This window comes from Mesobacillus maritimus (assembly GCF_023715205.1).
Classification (GTDB): Bacteria; Bacillota; Bacilli; order Bacillales; family Cytobacillaceae; genus Mesobacillus_B; species Mesobacillus_B maritimus_C.
Genome location: NZ_JAMBNR010000019.1, coordinates 26475 through 43472 on the forward strand (window position 1 = coordinate 26475; position 16998 = coordinate 43472).

Genomic DNA, 16998 nt, shown 5'->3' on the forward strand with positions numbered 1-16998 from the left:
TAGTTGCATAGGCATAAGGGAAAGGGAGGTAATGCTGAATGTACCATTATAGAAGTGCAAACCATGTAAATGATCAAAGATTTATCGGTTTATTTGGGTGGCCGCTGGCAGGTGCCTTTTTAGGTGGCTTAATAGGCGGAGGGATCGGAGGAGCCCTTGGAAGTCGTCCGTGGGGTTATCCTTACCCATATCCAGCCTATCCTGGCTACGGGTATCCTGGATTCTACGGTTATCCAGGATATGGATTTCCAGGCCCGCGACCATTTTAACGAAAACCTGATTGAATATTAATCGGTTTCTTAATTAGATCGTAAAATCTGGGTGATATAATCTGGATGGAACAATTTAATATGGAAATAATCTGGATGGTGCCTGGCACCATCCAGATTATTTCCAGTTCCTCTAAGCGTAGAGATTATTCGATCAATAAAAAAGGGGAGTTTCCTTTATTTCTAATGAAATAAAGGAACTCCCCTAATTAATTGTAGAAAATTCATCCCTCACCAAAAGCCTATTCCACATCAATCTCCTTAACCGTTTCCCCTTGTACTAATTCCGGCTGGTAATACGTCTCGTTTGGCAAGTCTTTCTTTCCTTGTAATTTCTTAATCACCCAATCGGCGGCATCCCGGCCCATTTGTTCTTGTGGGTGTGTTAATGTTGTTAGTTTGATATTGGCGTTTTGGGAAATATACGAATTATCTTGGCCAATAATGGACAAGTGGTTTGGAATCGAAATCCCAAGTTGTCTGCACACATTTGCGACTTCCAATCCTACCTCGTCGTTGTAGCAAACAATCGCAGTCAAGTCGTCTCTGTTTTCATTTAGAAAAGGCACCAGATTGGCAGACAAGTCGGCTTTTGTTTCAGTTGTGAATGAAAGCAAATGCTCTGGTTGAAAGCGCAATTTCGCTTCTCCAAGTGCCTTGATATAGCCTTTCATGCGGTATTTTCCTTGCAGGTCATCGCTTTTCGAGATAAGTCCAATTTGGGTATGTCCTTTTCTAATCAACTCTTTCGTTGCAAGATAACTAGACTGTACGTCATCTAGACAGAAGAAAGGCACTTCTAATTCCTCATAATAAGCATTGATCATAATGAAAGGAATCTCTTGCTCCTTAAACGATAGATAGTAAGCGATGTTGGGGTTGTATAGATTGCTTTTTGTCGGTTCAATAATCAACCCATCCACACCAAACGACATCATCATTTCCAAGGCCTTTTTTTCTTGTTCTACATCATTATTTGTACTTGCTAAAAGCAATGAATATTGATCTTCCTTTAATCTCTTTTCAATTCCGCGAATGATTGAGGGGAAGATGTAATCCGAGATGTAGGTGGTGATGACACCAATCGTCTTGTTTTTCGATTTGTTCCCAGACTTTGATTGGTATTGATTGCTTACATAGGTGCCAGATCCTTTTTCACTTCGTAAAAAACCCTCATTTGATAACTCTGTAATCGACTTTCGGACCGTATGGCGGCTTACATTGTATATCTCTTGCAGAGTGGATTCAGTCGGAATTTGTTCTCCTATTTTGTATTCACCTGTTAGGATTTTATTTTTTATATCATCAATGAGTATTTGATATTTCGGCTTCACAAATCTTTCACTTCTTTCATCGTTGTTCTATTCTATAATGTATTTCACTATATTTGTATGGACATATTTTAACATGTTTTGGAAGAAATAAAAACAAATGTGTTCGTTTTATTGAATGTCTGAAAAAATATATAAATTGTTTCACTAAAATTTTAAGTCTTTAAGATCACAAAAAAACCCTAAACCCAGTCATATCAAAGGATAGAAGCTTTATTTTAAAGATGTAAGCATAAATAATTAGTTTGTTGACAAATGTACGTACAAAAAATATACTTAGGTTGTAGTTAAATAAAGCGTTTACTTATCAGTCACGCTTTTGAAAACGCTATTAACCTAGTAATAATAAGTAGATTTACCCTTAAAAGGGAAGCATGCCTCCTTTTATGAAAACGCTGTTAAGAGAGGGGTTCAATAACATGAAAACGGAACGATTTAAGCGGAACCAAGCGATTATTAACGGGGAAACATCCCTTGGAATTGAATTTGGATCCACACGGATTAAAGCTGTACTGATTGATCAACACTATCAAACAATCGCATCGGGAAGTTATGAGTGGGAAAATCGCTTAGAAGATGGATTTTGGACGTACAACTTAGTTGATATCATCACTGGATTACAGACAGCTTACGGTGAAATGAAGAGAGAAGTGGAACGAACGTACGGAACGACGATTCGAAACGTAGGTTCGATTGGCTTTTCGGCGATGATGCATGGCTATATGGCTTTTGACCATACAGGAGAGTTGCTTGTTCCATTTCGAACTTGGCGAAACTCTACAACTGGTGAAGCTGCAAAAAAACTAACCGAGACGTTTCAATTTAATATCCCTGAACGGTGGAGCATCGCTCATCTTTATCAAGCGATTTTAAATGAAGAAAAACATTTGCCACGCATCGATTACCTAACAACTTTGGCTGGTTATATACACTGGTTACTTACTGGGAAGAAAGCACTTGGCATTGGGGATGCTTCCGGCATGTTCCCAATTGATGAAACTACGCAGAATTACAATGAAGCCATGATGAAGCAGTTTGATGAATTAATTGCCGACAAAGGGTATCCTTGGCAGTTAAAAGAGATTCTCCCTAAAGTCTATTCTGCAGGTGAGCAAGCAGGGGAATTAACCGAAGTGGGAGCGAAAATTCTGGATCGATCAGGCAATTTACAACCAGGCATTCCAATTTGTCCTCCAGAAGGGGATGCAGGAACGGGAATGGTTGCGACCAATAGTGTTAGAAAGCGAACTGGAAACGTCTCCGTAGGAACTTCCGTGTTTGCGATGATTGTCTTGGAAAAAGAACTTTCAAAAGTCTATCCGGAAATTGATTTAGTCACGACTCCAAGCGGAAGTCCAGTGGCCATGGTTCATGCGAATAATTGTTCAAGTGATCTGAATGCTTGGCTAGGATTGTTCCGTGAATTTTCTGAGGCAATGGGTCAAGAGGTTGATACCAATAAATTATTTGAAGTGATGTTAAACAAAGCGTTGGAAGCAGATCCAGATGGTGGCGGTTTGCTGAGCTATGGATACTTTTCAGGTGAAAATATTACAGGATTCGAAAAAGGTCGACCATTATTTGTCCGGTCCCCTGAGAGTCAATTTAATTTAGCCAACTTTATGAGAACCCATCTTTTCACTGCTTTTGGTGCGTTGAAAGTCGGCATGGATATTTTAACAAAAGAGGAAAATGTCGCGATTGACAGCATTTTAGCTCACGGTGGTTTGTTTAAAACGCCACTTGTTGGCCAGAAAATTGTAGCCGCTGCCATGAATACACCTGTTTCCGTGATGGCAACCGCTGGAGAGGGCGGGGCATGGGGAATGGCCATTCTTGCTTCTTATCTGATGAATAAAGAAGAGAATGAAAGTTTAGAAGACTTCCTTGACAAGAAGGTGTTTGCAGAGGTGAATGGACAAGAAATTTACCCTGATCAAGTGGATGTGGAAGGATTTGAAGCCTTTATTGAACGCTATAAAAAAGGGTTAATGATTGAACACGCCGCTGTCGAACATTTCAGTTAAGGATTGGAAAACCGGAGGGATTTACATGTTAGAACAATTAAAAGAAGAGGTATTTCAAGCCAATTTAGACTTACCTAAATATGGACTTGTGAAATATACATGGGGAAATGCCAGTGCGATTGACCGTGAAACAGGTTTAATGGTCATTAAGCCAAGTGGAGTAGACTATGAAACCATGAAAGCAAGTGACATGGTGGTGATGGACCTCGAGGGCAATGTTGTCGAAGGAGATTTGAGGCCTTCATCCGATACTGCAACACATGCCGTTCTTTATCAGCGTTATCCAGAAATCGGAGGCATCGTCCATACTCATTCCACTTGGGCAACGATTTGGGCTCAAGCAGGAATTGATCTTCCTGCAATGGGAACCACACATGCAGACACATTCTATGGTTCCGTTCCATGTGCCCGCTATTTATCACAACAAGAAATTGATCGTGGCTACGAAGTGGAAACGGGAAACGTCATCATCGAAACATTCGAAGAGCGAGGCATAGAGATTATGGAAATTCCAGGTGTGCTCTTGCATGGACATGGCCCATTTACTTGGGGAAAAGATGTCAAAACCGCTGTCATGAATAGTGTGGTGTTGGATGAAGTCGCCAAAATGAACTTATATACACGCCAGTTAAATTCGTTTGCGAAAGAATTGCCACAACGCATTTTGGATAAACACTATTTACGCAAACATGGCCAATATGCGTATTACGGACAAAAGTAACATTCATTCTAGTAATTTATCAAGCCATTAAATGAAGAAAAGAGGATGATGAAGATGTTCGCAACAGAGAAAAAAGAATTTTGGTTTGTCGTAGGTTCTCAACATTTATACGGGGAAGAGGCGTTAGCGGAAGTCAAAGCGAACGCACAAGCAATGACAGATAGCTTAAATGAAAGCGGTGTTTTACCTTATCCGCTTGTGTTGCAAGATTTAGCGGTAACAGCAGATAAAATCACCAGCATGATGAAAGAAGTCAACTATCGTGATGAAGTAGCTGGTGTGATGACTTGGATGCATACGTTCTCACCTGCAAAAATGTGGATTCGCGGCACAAAATTATTGCAAAAACCATTGCTTCATTTAGCAACCCAATACAATGAAAGCATTCCTTGGGCAACAATTGATATGGATTTTATGAACCTCAACCAATCTGCTCATGGTGACCGTGAATATGGGTTTATCAATGCTCGTCTGAACAAACAAAACAAAGTGGTTGTAGGATACTGGGAGCGTCCTGAAGTAAAGCAGCAAATCGCAGACTGGATGGATGTAGCGGTTGCCTATAATGAAAGCTTCAACATCAAGGTTGCTCGTTTTGGAGACAACATGCGGAACGTGGCTGTAACCGAAGGGGACAAGGTAGAAGCTCAAATCCAATTTGGCTGGACAGTGGACTATTTTGGAATCGGCGACCTTGTTCAATACGTGAACGCTGTAACAGAGGAAGAAATCAATGATCTATTTGCAGAATATGAAACTCTTTATGAGTTTGATTATGGTACATACAGTCGAGAAGATTGGGAGAAGAGTGTAAAAGTACAAGCAAGCTACGAAATCGCGATTCAAAAATTCCTCGATGATGGTGGATATACAGCATTCACATCGAACTTCGAAGATTTATATGGAATGAAACAACTTCCAGGTCTTGCTGTTCAACGTTTGATGGCAAAAGGCTATGGTTTTGCCGGTGAAGGGGATTGGAAGACAGCAGCACTCGATCGTTTATTGAAAGTGATGAGTCATAACCAATCAACAGGTTTTATGGAAGATTACACGTATGAATTAGCGGCTGGCCAAGAATCGATCCTTCAATCTCATATGCTTGAAGTCGATCCATCACTCGCAAGCAATCAACCAAAGATTATCGTCTCACCACTAGGAATTGGTGACCGGGAAGACCCTGCACGCTTGGTATTCGATGGGAAAGCAGGAGACGGTGTCGTAGTTTCCATGGCGGACTTTGGGACTCATTATAAACTATTAATTAATGAAGTAACGGCCTTTGAACCTACTGTAGCTGCACCAAATCTCCCAGTGGCCCGTGTTCTTTGGGAAGTGAAGCCAAACTTCCAAGATGGAGTGAAAGCTTGGATTGAAAATGGTGGCGGACATCATACCGTTGTATCATTAAACTTAACGACCGACCAAATCGTTGCTTATGCAAAACTAGTAAACTTGGATTATGTCGTAATTAAATAATGCCACTCCCTCCGAGGAAGTGTTGCTTCCTTGGAGGGGAGGTATGGCAAAAGTGGAGAATGGTGAGTATTCGCCAGTGAATAGGTTCCTTTTTCGTTTTTTACGTGTAACTGTGTTTTTTTAGGGGTTCGTGAAAGCGTTTAAGTGTTTTATTCTAGCAATCAAACCTTAAAGCAAAAGGTTTATAAAAGAACAACATGAATACTTAAGGAGGGAAAATAAATGGGGAAAGAAAAGAAAATCCCAAGTGGCTTTATTTATTTTTTCGGGGCTTTTGGAGGCATTCTCTTCGGTTATGATATCGGGGTTATGACGGGGGCTTTGCCATTTCTACAAGAAGATTGGAACCTTCAAAACAATCCGACTGCAATTGGTTGGATTACCTCTTCGTTAATGTTAGGTGCTATTTTTGGAGGAGCTTTGGCAGGTCAACTATCAGATAAGCTAGGACGACGCAAAATGATTTTAATTTCTTCAATCATTTTTGCGATTGGCTCCATTTTGGCAGGAGTTGCACCACATAATGGAATTTTATTTATGATTTTTTCTCGAGTTCTTTTAGGTTTGGCGGTTGGTGCTGCTTCTGCATTGGTCCCAGCTTATATGTCCGAAATGGCGCCTGCGCGTTTACGTGGACGATTGTCAGGAATTAACCAAACGATGATTGTTTCAGGAATGTTGCTTTCCTATATTGTTGCTTATTTTTTGAAAGATTTACCTGGAACAATGGCATGGAGGTTGATGCTTAGTTTAGCGGCTGTCCCTGCGTTGATTTTATTCTTTGGCGTATTAAAGTTACCAGAATCGCCACGATTCTTAATTAAAAACAATAAAATTAATGAAGCTCGTAAGGTGTTAAGCTATCTTCGTACGAACAAAGCAGACATTGATGCTGAAATCAAACAAATTCAAGAAAGTGCTACAATGGAAGCAAAGGCAAATCAAAAAGCTTCATGGGGCACCCTTTTAAGTGGGAAATACCGCTATTTAGTCCTTGCTGGTGTTGGGGTCGCAGCTTTTCAACAATTCCAAGGCGCAAACGCAATTTTCTATTATATTCCATTAATTGTTGAAAACGCTTCAGGACATGCAGCTAGTTCTGCGTTAATGTGGCCAATTATTCAAGGTGTTATTCTCGTTCTAGGTTCATTGGTTTTCTTATTGATTGCGGATAAATTTAATCGCCGTACGCTTTTAACAGTAGGCGGAACGATTATGGGGCTATCCTTTATTTTGCCAGCTATCTTGAATTTAATTATTCCTGATGCTAGCCCGATGATGATCGTTGTCTTTTTAAGTATCTATGTCGCATTGTATTCCTTTACATGGGCTCCATTGACTTGGGTGATCGTAGGAGAAATTTTCCCACTTGTCATTCGTGGTCGTGCGTCCGGATTGGCTTCCTCGTTTAACTGGATAGGATCTTTCTTAGTTGGTTTGCTATTCCCAATCATGGTTGCTTCGATGGCGCAAGAAGCAGTATTTGCCATCTTCGGTGGTATTTGTTTACTCGGTGTATTATTCATCCGTAAATGCGTGCCTGAAACGCGCGGTCGTACTTTAGAGGAAATTGAAAAAATTGGCGAAAATCGCGTTTCTAAAGAGAAAACTGCATAAATCGGTCTAATCGGTTTGGATGCACCTTTCGGGAGATGTTTAGATAAGAGTACGACTCACGATAAATGCACTGATATTATCAAGTATCATGGTGTAAGAGCTTCTTTTTAAAAAAGTTTGTAAAGGCTTTCTGAATAGGCTTTCACGCCTTGAAAAGATCGTGCATAATTAGCCAAATACTATAATGATTGAAAGATTCATAGGGAGAGATTGCTACGGCGATCTCTCTTATTTGTTGTACAGACACAATTAAGATTTTTTATCGCACATAGAACTTTCTACTCGGAAAATCATTGCACCTGGGCCTCTATTTACAACTCATTTAACAGAGAAAGAAAAATTGTTCTTGTTCGGCTAGCGAACAGGTTTATAAAATAGTTGTATTCGTGATATGGTTAAAAAAATCAATTAAAATGTGATAAAAATTGAAAGGGTTATAGGAGGAAAGTCATGGAAAATGAAAAATGTGACATTTTACAGCCGAACGGTGTGAAGGAAAAGAAATTGGAAGTGGTGGACGGATACACGATTAAATACCATGCGAACGGAAAAACAATCTGGTCAAAAGGGAAAATCATTGAAGATCAGCCAGACGGTTACTGGGAATGGTATCGTTCTGATGGAACAATCAAGCGTTCAGGATATTTTGAAATGGGGGAGCCTGTGGGTGAATGGATCACCTATGACAGCAAAGGTGAAAAATACAAAACCACCAATCGTGATAAAAAGTAAAAGAATGAGTTAGTTCTTTTATAGAAATCAATTTTTTAGAGTTTTGCTTGAACTAAGAAGAACTCATTGTATGAAACATAACAGACTCTGTTCTAGTTCTCTCAAGGAGTGAAATGCCTCTTTCGGAAATAAATATTTCCTCAGAAATCGCACGTTTCGCTAAAATCCCCGTTTCTTCCCAACAAAAGCGGTGTGCAGCTGCACACATACAATGAGCTTGTTTTTTAATAATGGACGCTGATATATGGGATGTATATTGGGCGATACACTTCCTATCTTTATGAAGTCAATCTATCAATAATTAGGCTTTAGCAACAGGACGCTTTTCTAGAAAGGCGTTTTTTTTTGTGTAAAAATACCTAGAAGTTCTGTTGTATGTTCCCTTCCAGCTCCTATTTTATCGGACCTTTCTATCATTTAATTGTAAATCCTAGATAATCTTCTTATTTTGGACTAGTTTGTCCTAAAGGTTAATAACTATATAAATTAAGAGAATGAAACCATTTTAGTAGCGTTTATTGAATGCGTTTTCACAAGGAGGGGATAAAGCGAATACATATTAGGTGAAATGTTTATTCAATTTGGACAAGCCTTTGTCCGTGGGGTCCTAAAAGCGATCAAAGAGGGACCATTAGATAAGAACTTTAGAAGAAAACTAGTTTTTAAAACAATTAGGTATTTTATGAATACCAGAGAGTGGTTTTTTACCGTTTTGAAATGAAAGTTCGTTAACTATGCTGCTGTATGTGATCAAGGAGGGGAGGAATTAAAAATGTGGAGTCTGGCCACCATTATTTTGTCTTTAATTTTATTAATTTTTCTAGCTTTTAGGGGATTTAGCATTATCATTATCGCACCAGTTGTCAGTTTATTCGTAATTGTTCTGAACAATATGCCGATATTAGAAACTTTTCAAAATGATTATATGGGTGGATTTGTAAACTACGCCAAAAACTATTATTTAATTTTCTTGTTCGCGGCGATGTTTGGGAAGTTCATGGATGATAGTGGGGCGGCGAGGACAATCGCCCAAGCTTTGCTGAAAATTTTAGGGAAAGACAGCAAATACAAAGTGTTAGTTTCCATCATGGTAATCTGTGCGTTTTTAACCTACGGCGGGATCACTTTATTCGTGGTCATTTTTGCGGTGTTGCCGATCGCCAAGCCTCTTTTTAGAGAAATGAATATCCCGTGGCATTTGTTTCTGGCCTCTTTTTTCATTGGAATCGGGACCTTCACCATGACGATGTTACCCGGGACACCTTCAATTCAAAATATCATTCCAATTAACTATTTGGGGACAGATGTCCAATCTGGAGCATGGATTGGGATTGTCGCAACGATTGTTGTTCTTGCCATCAACCTATGGTATTTAAAATTCGCCTTAAAACGATCTGAGAAGCGAGGCGAAACTTATGCGTCGATGAAAAATCTGGAGAAAGCAGATGGAGAGAACATCGATAAATATGCCGATAAAAAATTACCTGGTCTCATTTTAAGTTTGACACCCTCAATCCTTTTATTGGTGCTCTTAAACTTATTTAAAGTGGAAGTGCTCTATACCTTGATGATTGCTGTTTTTGTATGTAGCATCATCTTTTGGAAGTATATTGAAAAGAAAAAAGAGACGATTAACATCGGTGTGACGAATGCGGTGTTACCTGTTGTCAATACGAGTGCGGACGTTGGGTACGGAGCGGTGATTGCCGCGACATCAGGTTTTGCTATTTTTACAGACATTATGACGAACATTCCTGGTAGTCCGTTAATCTCCTTGTTTGTTGCCACAACCGCTTTAGCCGGGATTACAGGGTCAGCCTCTGGCGGTTTAGCCATCGCAATGGAAACGTTATCGCCTATCTATTTAGATTTAGGAGTGAATCCGGATGCAATGCATCGAATTGCTGCGATTGCCTCTGGAGGATTGGATTCCTTGCCTCACAATGGGGCGGTCATTACAAGCTTAGTGGTAGCTGGTTTAACACATAAGGATGCATACAAACATGTTTTTGTAACGTGTGTAATTGCTCCTCTTGTAGCTGCGATCCCAGCATTATTGGTGGCGATTATGATTTATTAAAAAGCCTTTTTCTGAAGATTTGTTGCTTATAGATATAAAGAGAATTGAATTAACTGTGTTTTCATTGGACAGCAATTTTAAAATCAGGAGAAAAGAGCTAGTAAACTTAATATGAACGTACAAAATGGCTTATCCCGAGTTAAAATCGGGACTAGGTTTTGAACAACATTCTTTACGAAAAAAGCCTATTAAAAAAAGTGCCTCGTCACTTCCGTGTTTTACGGCCGTGACGAGGCACTTTTTAAGCGAAGAAATGTCTCATAGAAGATAGACTCTAATGAGTGTTTTAAATATTGACCATAAAACGGTGACATTTATTTTTTTCCCTGGATGTTATGAATAAACCAACCGCAATCGTGATGGCCATTCTAGAGCTAGATTCATACACTCATCTCATCTCAAGTATAGAGTACTTCTCTATTTAATACGGCAAAATGATCAAAAAGTTACGTGTGACAAGTTACTCGGGAACTGTCCTTTTTGTTCCATATTGCACGACCGCATTACATGTCTGTTGCACGACACTTATGAATTGTTTCTAGCTGCTAGGCTGCCAAACACCTTTTCTAAAGGAAAATAATTGAGTTATAATGAATCTAAGAATTATTGGAGGTGGTGAATACATGTCTATTTCAGAAAAAATAATTAAGGAGCTTGAAAAGTTAGATGCAGAAGAGCGCCAAATGGTTCTCGAAAAAATCAAAGAAAAATTTATGTCAAAAGATGCAATTTTTCTAAATAAAAACTATTCTTGGTGGGATAACGAGGAGGATGATATCTATAATGAATAGAGAAATAAGACAGGGAGAGGTTTGGTTGGCTAATGTAATCTTTAAAGATACACGGGAATATAAACAACGTCCTGTATTAATCGTCGGAAACGAATTAGCTCTTGATATCGATGTAATCGTGGCCCCAATCACGAGTCAACAAGGAAGAAGTAAATTTGATGTAGTGCTTGAATACTGGCAGCACGCCGGTTTATACAAGCCATCTATAGTAAGAACTTCTAAAATTCTCTCAATCCATGAATCTGAACTTAAACGTAAGTTAGGTAGTTTAAAAAGTCATGATCTTGAAAGAGTACTACACACGTGTCGTAAATTATTCTAGGTTTTTCTATCCACATAAAATCAATCTATACATTTATGGATTCTTTATTTATTTTGATTTAATATATGAATCTTGTACCTCAATCATCATTCCACACTCTTTCAAAAGAACTCCGTTGCCCATCCAAATAATTACGAAATTAGATATTCTATACTGCGTGTAGGTCCCTAGCCTGTTTCTCATGCTCTATATAATGACTTAAACACTGTTTTTTTAAATCGAACATATTATAACTGACATTTACACCGAACAATTAAATGAGGAATCGCTAGGACCTGTCCTAGCGATTTTGTTCTGTCAAGGCAAAGAGCGTTAAACCTGGATGCAGCAACGCTTTATTGAGCTGGGAAACGGAGCAGGATGCTAACCAACTCATATTACACATTTCACAAGATAGAAATAATAAAAATGCACAAAAACTGCAAAACTTTGAGTTATCCTACTCCTAAAGAAAAGGAGGAGTGTTGAAAAAATGAAAAAAATGTACTTTTTAAGTTTGTCTCTATCGTTATTGCTCGTATTTGGGGCATGTAGTACGAACGAGGAAGCACAACCAACAAACGAAGAAACCGAAAATGCTGGTCAGGAACAGACGAATGATGCTACTTCAGAAGAGCACATGGATCATAGTCAAATGGACATGTCCAGTTCGGGTGAAGTTCCAGAAGGGTTAAAAGAAGCGGAAAATCCTAAATATCCAGTTGGAAGTAAGGCGGTCATTACGGATGCACATATGCCGGGCATGAAAGGCGCCGAGGCAACAATCGCTGGTACATATGATACAACGGTTTATACAATTTCCTATACGCCAACTACTGGCGGGGAAAGAGTGGAGGACCATAAATGGGTGATTCATGAAGAGCTGATTGATGCAGGGGAAGCGCCATTAGCACCTGGTACGGAAGTTAAAACCAATGCCGCTCACATGGAAGGAATGGAAGGGGCAACCGTTGAAATTGATTCAGCAGAACAAACCACAGTCTATATGGTTGATTTCACAACAACCGATGGGGAAGAAGTGAAAAATCATAAATGGGTAACAGAAGGTGAACTTTCACCTGTTGAATAAGAATAGTAAAAAAGAGGATGTCCTAAGGGGGAAGGACATCCTCTTTTTAGTGGTCTAACATGCTAGCTCACAGGCAAAGGACGGATTGAAATCCGTCCTCGAAGCCGCAAATTCGGTATTTCCATCGTCCAGGTTTTTCTTGCTTACAGACGATTCATCATGCCTGCAGGGGGAGTGTTCTCCATCATGCCTCCTTCACCATGGCAGGCGTTATACATGTTTTGCAATTCGTTCTCAGAAAAATCAGGATGCATCTGTTCCATGTACGGCTTCACTTGATCAAAACCTAAAATTCCATCCTCAGTTCCTTGAGCAAATGCATAAGATCCAGCTCCCAGGATAAAGGTTGCGCTTAATATTCCAACAATCAGTTTTTTCATATATAACCTCTCCTTTCTTACCTATAGGCTACAGTGAAAATATGCAGTTTTTATCAAGAACTTTTGAGAAACCTGTGAATTGTGATCAACTTCCAGAGAAATGCAAAATGTGAACAAACCTTATTTTTTATCCACCCATTTATAGCCAACACCCCAAACGGTCACCAAATACTCATCCGCAGGGAAGCCTGCTTTTCGAAGCTTGTCCCGCAAATTCCGCACATGGGAATCAATAGTCCGGTCCTCCGTCGAAACTTCATACCCCCAAATTGAAGTGATTAAATGCTCGCGGGAGAATACTTTATTCCGATTCTTTAAAAACAGCTCCATCATCGCAAATTCTTTCGGGGTTAACGAGATTCCTGTTTGATGATATTGAAGAACAAAGGAATTCAAATCCAGTTCAAGTCCTAAGAATTTGATTTTCTCAAGGTCACTTTGGGTTCTTCGTAAAACTGCTTCGATTCTAGCTAGCAATTCTTCTTCATCAAATGGTTTGGAAACATAGTCATCCGCCCCGATTTTCAACCCTTTGACAATATCGGGTTTTTCGCCCAAAGCCGTAAGCATAATTATCGGGATAGCCCAATGCTTTTTTATTTCACGACATGCTTCCCAGCCATCCATTTCAGGCATCATCACATCAAGTAAAATGAGATCGGCGTGGTTGGATTCTAAATAGGTGATCGCTTCAACTGCTGAAGTCATTTTTACACAATCATAACCAGCAGGAGCTAAATAAAGTGAAAGCAAATCAAGCATAAGTGGTTCGTCATCTACTAATAAAATGGTTTTCATTGTTTTTACTCCTTAAATGTTAATAGAAACTCTGTGCCTTTCCCGAGTTCACTTTTGACGGAAATTGCGCCGCCATGCTGATCAACAAGTTCTTTCACAATCGCTAGGCCAAGTCCGGTACCCCCTAATGATCGCGTACGGGATTTGTCGACGCGATAAAAACGATTGAAGAGATAGGGGAGGTCTTCAGCTGGAATTCCTTTTCCTTGATCTGTTACGGCAAGATGAACAGAATGTTTATTTTTTGAAACCTTGATTGTTGTTTCCGAACCTTCTTCGGAATACTTCATGGCATTATCTAAAAGATTTAAAATGATTTGTTCCAACCGGGCGGGATCTGCTCTTAAAAAAAGATTCGTAGGACATTGTATAGTGAAAATCATGTTTCTTTCGGAAAAAGCCGGAGCTAATTTTCTTTCGATTGATGTTAAAAATTCATGTAAGGGAATAGGTTGTTTTTCAATCATAAAAGTATTTTTATCAATCTTCGCTAACTCAAATAAATCCTTAATCAGTACCGAAAGACGATTGCTTTCTTCCCGGATAATGGTTAAATATTTTTGTTGCTCCTCGATAGGCAATTTCCGTTTCAGAAGGATATCTGTATAGCCTTTTAGATAGGTTAATGGCGTTCTGAGTTCATGGGAAATGCTGGCCAGGAACTCATTTCGCTCTTGCTTTAAATACTTCAAATCGTTCGCAAGCAATTGAATCGATTGAGATAAATCTGCTAACTCATCGTTTCCTTTTATGGCTAAAGTTACATCGAAGTTGCCTTTGCTGATTTGGGAAGTGGCGTCCTTCATTTTGATGAGCGGTTTTGTTAGTGCTTTTGATAAAAAGAAAATGATAATTACAGTTAAGCTAATAGAAATAATGGCGGCTAATAAAAAGTGTTCATTTAGACGGTCAATTAAAGCATGAACAGATTGAGTATCTTGAAACATAAAAACATAGCCAGACATTTCACCATTCTGTTCGATTGGACTGACAGTCGCAATGTATGGTTCCTTCTTCCAATGTTCCTCCACAACAAGCCCAGCTCTTGGGATCGAAGAGTCGATGACGTTTACGTATTTCTTAAAGTTGCTGATTTGATGCGAAGAATCGAGCACGTTCCCGGTAGCATCTGTAATTACCACCTCTGTGTTTGCTTCTGATTCCATCAAGGTAACATGGGAGATCGTTTCAGCGTCAAATTGCTTTTCGAGAATGTTTCGATGCGAATTTCCTCTTGCTTGTAAGGCCGAAAGTTCCTCTTCCACCCTCGAATCAACAATCGAAGTGTGTAAAAAGAAAAACATAAAGATTTCCAAACTAAAAATAATGAAGAAAAAGATGATTCCGATTTTGATTGAAAGTTTGTTCATATGATCACCTATTTATGGATTCAGATTATATGGTTCATTCTTACCTGATGGTTAAATTTTTGCAACATCGTGCTGTAGGAATGTTCTTAATGGTAGGGCATAGAGGAGGGCTCTCGGTGCCCGACCGGCAAAGATTTTAAAAGAGAACGGTAACTGAAGCCGGACTCTCGGTGCCCGCTGGCAAAGATTTTAAAAGAGAACGGTCATTGAGCTGGACTCTCGGTGCCCGCTGGCAAAGATTTTAAAAGAGAACGGTCATTGAGCTGGACTCTCGGTGCCCGCTGACAAAGATTTTAAAAGAAAACGGTAACTGAGCCGGACTCTCGGTGCCCGCTGACAAAGATTTTAAAAGAGAACGGTCATTGAGCTGGACTCTCGGTGCCCGCTGGCAAGGATTTTAAAAGAGAACGGTCATTGAGCTGGACTCTCGGTGCCCGCTGGCAAGGATTTTATAAGAGCGGTCATTGAGCTGGACTCTCGGTGCCCGCTGGCAAGAAATTTTAAGAGAACGGTAACTGAGCCGGACTCTCAGTGCCCGATTGGCAAGGAATTTTAAGAGTATGGTCATCGAGCCGTGCTCTCGGTGCCCGATCGCAAAAATTTTAAAGAGAACGGGCAATGAAACACTCACTGGTCACCTTATCCCCTTTTTGAACGCGCTTAATAAATTCTAGGAATACACAACCGACTACGTCCAAAAGGAAAAGATGATTTTAGTCCATAATTGTGCAGATTCTATGGACTTTTATGAAAAGATGAGAGGTTTTCAATAAATTGTAAAAATCACGAATGCATTCTTTTCTAATGTGAAGTTCATCACATGTTTTGTGAGATTTCCTCGTTACACTGTTTTTGAAATGAAAAATTCGAGGAGGAACTCTTAGTTATGAAGAAAGCAAAAAACAGTTTTTTTACCATTCTCTTTATCTTAGGATTGATTTTAACAGGATGCGGCAATTCCAATCCGGAGGCAACATCAAAAGAACAAAATGAAACACAGGAACAAACATCTGTAAAAGCATCTGAAAATGAACAAGAAGTTAAGTATTATTTTACAGCGGATGAAGGAGGAAGTATAACAAAAATCAATGCAGACACAAACGAAGTGGACTCTACGATTGAAGTGGACGGTATCGCCCATAATGTACAGGTTTCCCCAGATGGAAAATTGCTTGCTGCTACGATTGTTCCGGACATGGGCCATGCCCATGGGGAATCCATGGACATGCCAGGAATTGCCTTGTTTTTAGATACAGCAACAAATGAAGTGGTCAAAACGGTCGAAGTAGGGAATCATCCTGCACATATTGTTTATACAGAAGATGGTAAATATGTTCTTGTAACAAATAACGAAGATCACACAGTATCTGTTATTGATACGACTAGCTTCGATGTAATACAAACAATCTCGACCGGTAAAGGTCCGCATGGGTTTCGAATTTCGTCTGACAGTTCAATGGCCTATATTGCTAATATGGGGGAAGATACGGTCAGTGTTGTGAATCTTGAGACCATGAAAGAGGAGAAGAAAATAAAGGTTGGGCAGACACCTGTGACAACGGCTATTTCGTCTGATGGCAAAACGCTTATTGTCACGTTGAATTCGGAAAATGCATTAGCGATTGTCAATCTAGAAAATGACCAAGTTGATAAAGTTTCTGTGGGAAATGGTCCAGCTCAGGTTTACCTAGATGGGAATGACCAATACGCCTATGTAGCCAATCAAGGGACAGCAGAAAATCCATCCAATACCGTGACAGTTGTTGACGTTCAATCCAAAAAGGCAACCGCATCCATTGAGGTAGGAAAAGGGGCTCATGGGGTCGTCACAAGTCCAGATCATCAGCGTGTTTATGTGACAAATATGTTTGATCATACAGTCAGTGTTATTGATACCGAGCAAAATAAGGTAATTGAAACGATTGAAGTTGGCCATACACCAAATGGGATTAGTCTAATGAAATAAATTACCTAGATGTTAGGGAGATGTTGTTGCATACATTCTTGATATT

Annotated in this window: 15 protein-coding genes; 11 read left to right on the top strand and 4 right to left on the bottom strand. The window is 39.6% G+C overall.

All coding sequences use genetic code 11. The features are described 5' to 3' along the window. The first annotated feature begins 38 nt into the window (after window positions 1–38). The gene (locus M3182_RS21895) at window positions 39–269 is read left to right on the top strand and encodes a hypothetical protein (RefSeq protein ID WP_251435924.1); all 231 of its coding nucleotides are present in this window, start codon (window positions 39–41) and stop codon (window positions 267–269) included. Window positions 270–511: 242 nt separating this feature from the next. Here M3182_RS21895 and M3182_RS21900 read toward each other — a convergent pair whose 3' ends face one another. Further along, window positions 512–1603 (bottom strand): GntR family transcriptional regulator, encoded by a 1092-nt coding sequence (locus tag M3182_RS21900; protein WP_251560082.1) that lies wholly within the window; start codon window positions 1601–1603, stop codon window positions 512–514. Window positions 1604–2019: 416 nt separating this feature from the next. Between M3182_RS21900 and M3182_RS21905 the strand changes: the two genes are divergently transcribed. The 9 genes from M3182_RS21905 (at window position 2020) to M3182_RS21945 (ending at window position 12438) form a co-directional block, all read left to right on the top strand. Beyond that, a complete protein-coding gene (locus M3182_RS21905) occupies window positions 2020–3627 on the top strand; it encodes a xylulokinase (RefSeq protein WP_251560083.1) in 1608 nt (535 codons plus the stop codon). A 25-nt stretch (window positions 3628–3652) separates the two neighbouring features. After that, entirely contained in the window at window positions 3653–4348 is a 696-nt protein-coding gene (locus M3182_RS21910; RefSeq protein ID WP_251560085.1) for an L-ribulose-5-phosphate 4-epimerase, read from the top strand. A gap of 54 nt (window positions 4349–4402) precedes the next feature. Continuing rightward, window positions 4403–5827: an L-arabinose isomerase gene (gene araA, locus M3182_RS21915; protein ID WP_251560189.1), complete on the top strand. Its 1425-nt coding sequence runs from the start codon at window positions 4403–4405 to the stop codon at window positions 5825–5827. 222 nt (window positions 5828–6049) lie between these two features. Continuing rightward, complete coding sequence (locus M3182_RS21920) at window positions 6050–7444, top strand: sugar porter family MFS transporter (protein ID WP_251435936.1); 1395 nt, start codon at window positions 6050–6052, stop codon at window positions 7442–7444. A gap of 450 nt (window positions 7445–7894) precedes the next feature. After that, complete coding sequence (locus tag M3182_RS21925; RefSeq protein ID WP_251435939.1) at window positions 7895–8176, top strand: toxin-antitoxin system YwqK family antitoxin; 282 nt, start codon at window positions 7895–7897, stop codon at window positions 8174–8176. A gap of 772 nt (window positions 8177–8948) precedes the next feature. Further along, window positions 8949–10256 (top strand): GntP family permease, encoded by a 1308-nt coding sequence (locus tag M3182_RS21930; RefSeq protein ID WP_251560087.1) that lies wholly within the window; start codon window positions 8949–8951, stop codon window positions 10254–10256. Window positions 10257–10879: 623 nt separating this feature from the next. Next, window positions 10880–11047 carry a hypothetical protein gene (locus M3182_RS21935; RefSeq protein WP_251560089.1) on the top strand — a complete coding sequence of 56 codons (168 nt, stop codon included), beginning with the start codon at window positions 10880–10882 and terminating at the stop codon, window positions 11045–11047. Further along, window positions 11040–11369 (top strand): type II toxin-antitoxin system PemK/MazF family toxin, encoded by a 330-nt coding sequence (locus M3182_RS21940; protein ID WP_285869181.1) that lies wholly within the window; start codon window positions 11040–11042, stop codon window positions 11367–11369. The genes M3182_RS21935 and M3182_RS21940 overlap by 8 nt, the downstream gene beginning before the upstream one ends. 472 nt (window positions 11370–11841) lie before the next feature. After that, on the top strand, window positions 11842–12438 hold the full coding sequence (locus tag M3182_RS21945) for a YdhK family protein (RefSeq protein ID WP_251560093.1): 597 nt from the start codon (window positions 11842–11844) through the stop codon (window positions 12436–12438). Between the two features lie 143 nt (window positions 12439–12581). Here M3182_RS21945 and M3182_RS21950 read toward each other — a convergent pair whose 3' ends face one another. The 3 genes from M3182_RS21950 to M3182_RS21960 form a co-directional block, all read right to left on the bottom strand. After that, window positions 12582–12818, bottom strand: a complete 237-nt coding sequence (locus M3182_RS21950) for a hypothetical protein (RefSeq protein WP_251560095.1) — start codon at window positions 12816–12818, stop codon at window positions 12582–12584. A 120-nt stretch (window positions 12819–12938) separates the two neighbouring features. Continuing rightward, window positions 12939–13616, bottom strand: a complete 678-nt coding sequence (locus tag M3182_RS21955; protein ID WP_251560112.1) for a response regulator transcription factor — start codon at window positions 13614–13616, stop codon at window positions 12939–12941. 5 nt (window positions 13617–13621) lie between these two features. Next, complete coding sequence (locus M3182_RS21960; protein WP_251560114.1) at window positions 13622–14986, bottom strand: sensor histidine kinase; 1365 nt, start codon at window positions 14984–14986, stop codon at window positions 13622–13624. An 886-nt stretch (window positions 14987–15872) separates the two neighbouring features. Between M3182_RS21960 and M3182_RS21965 the strand changes: the two genes are divergently transcribed. After that, window positions 15873–16952, top strand: coding sequence for a YncE family protein (locus M3182_RS21965; RefSeq protein ID WP_251560116.1), 1080 nt, complete (start codon window positions 15873–15875; stop codon window positions 16950–16952). Window positions 16953–16998: the final 46 nt, after the last annotated feature.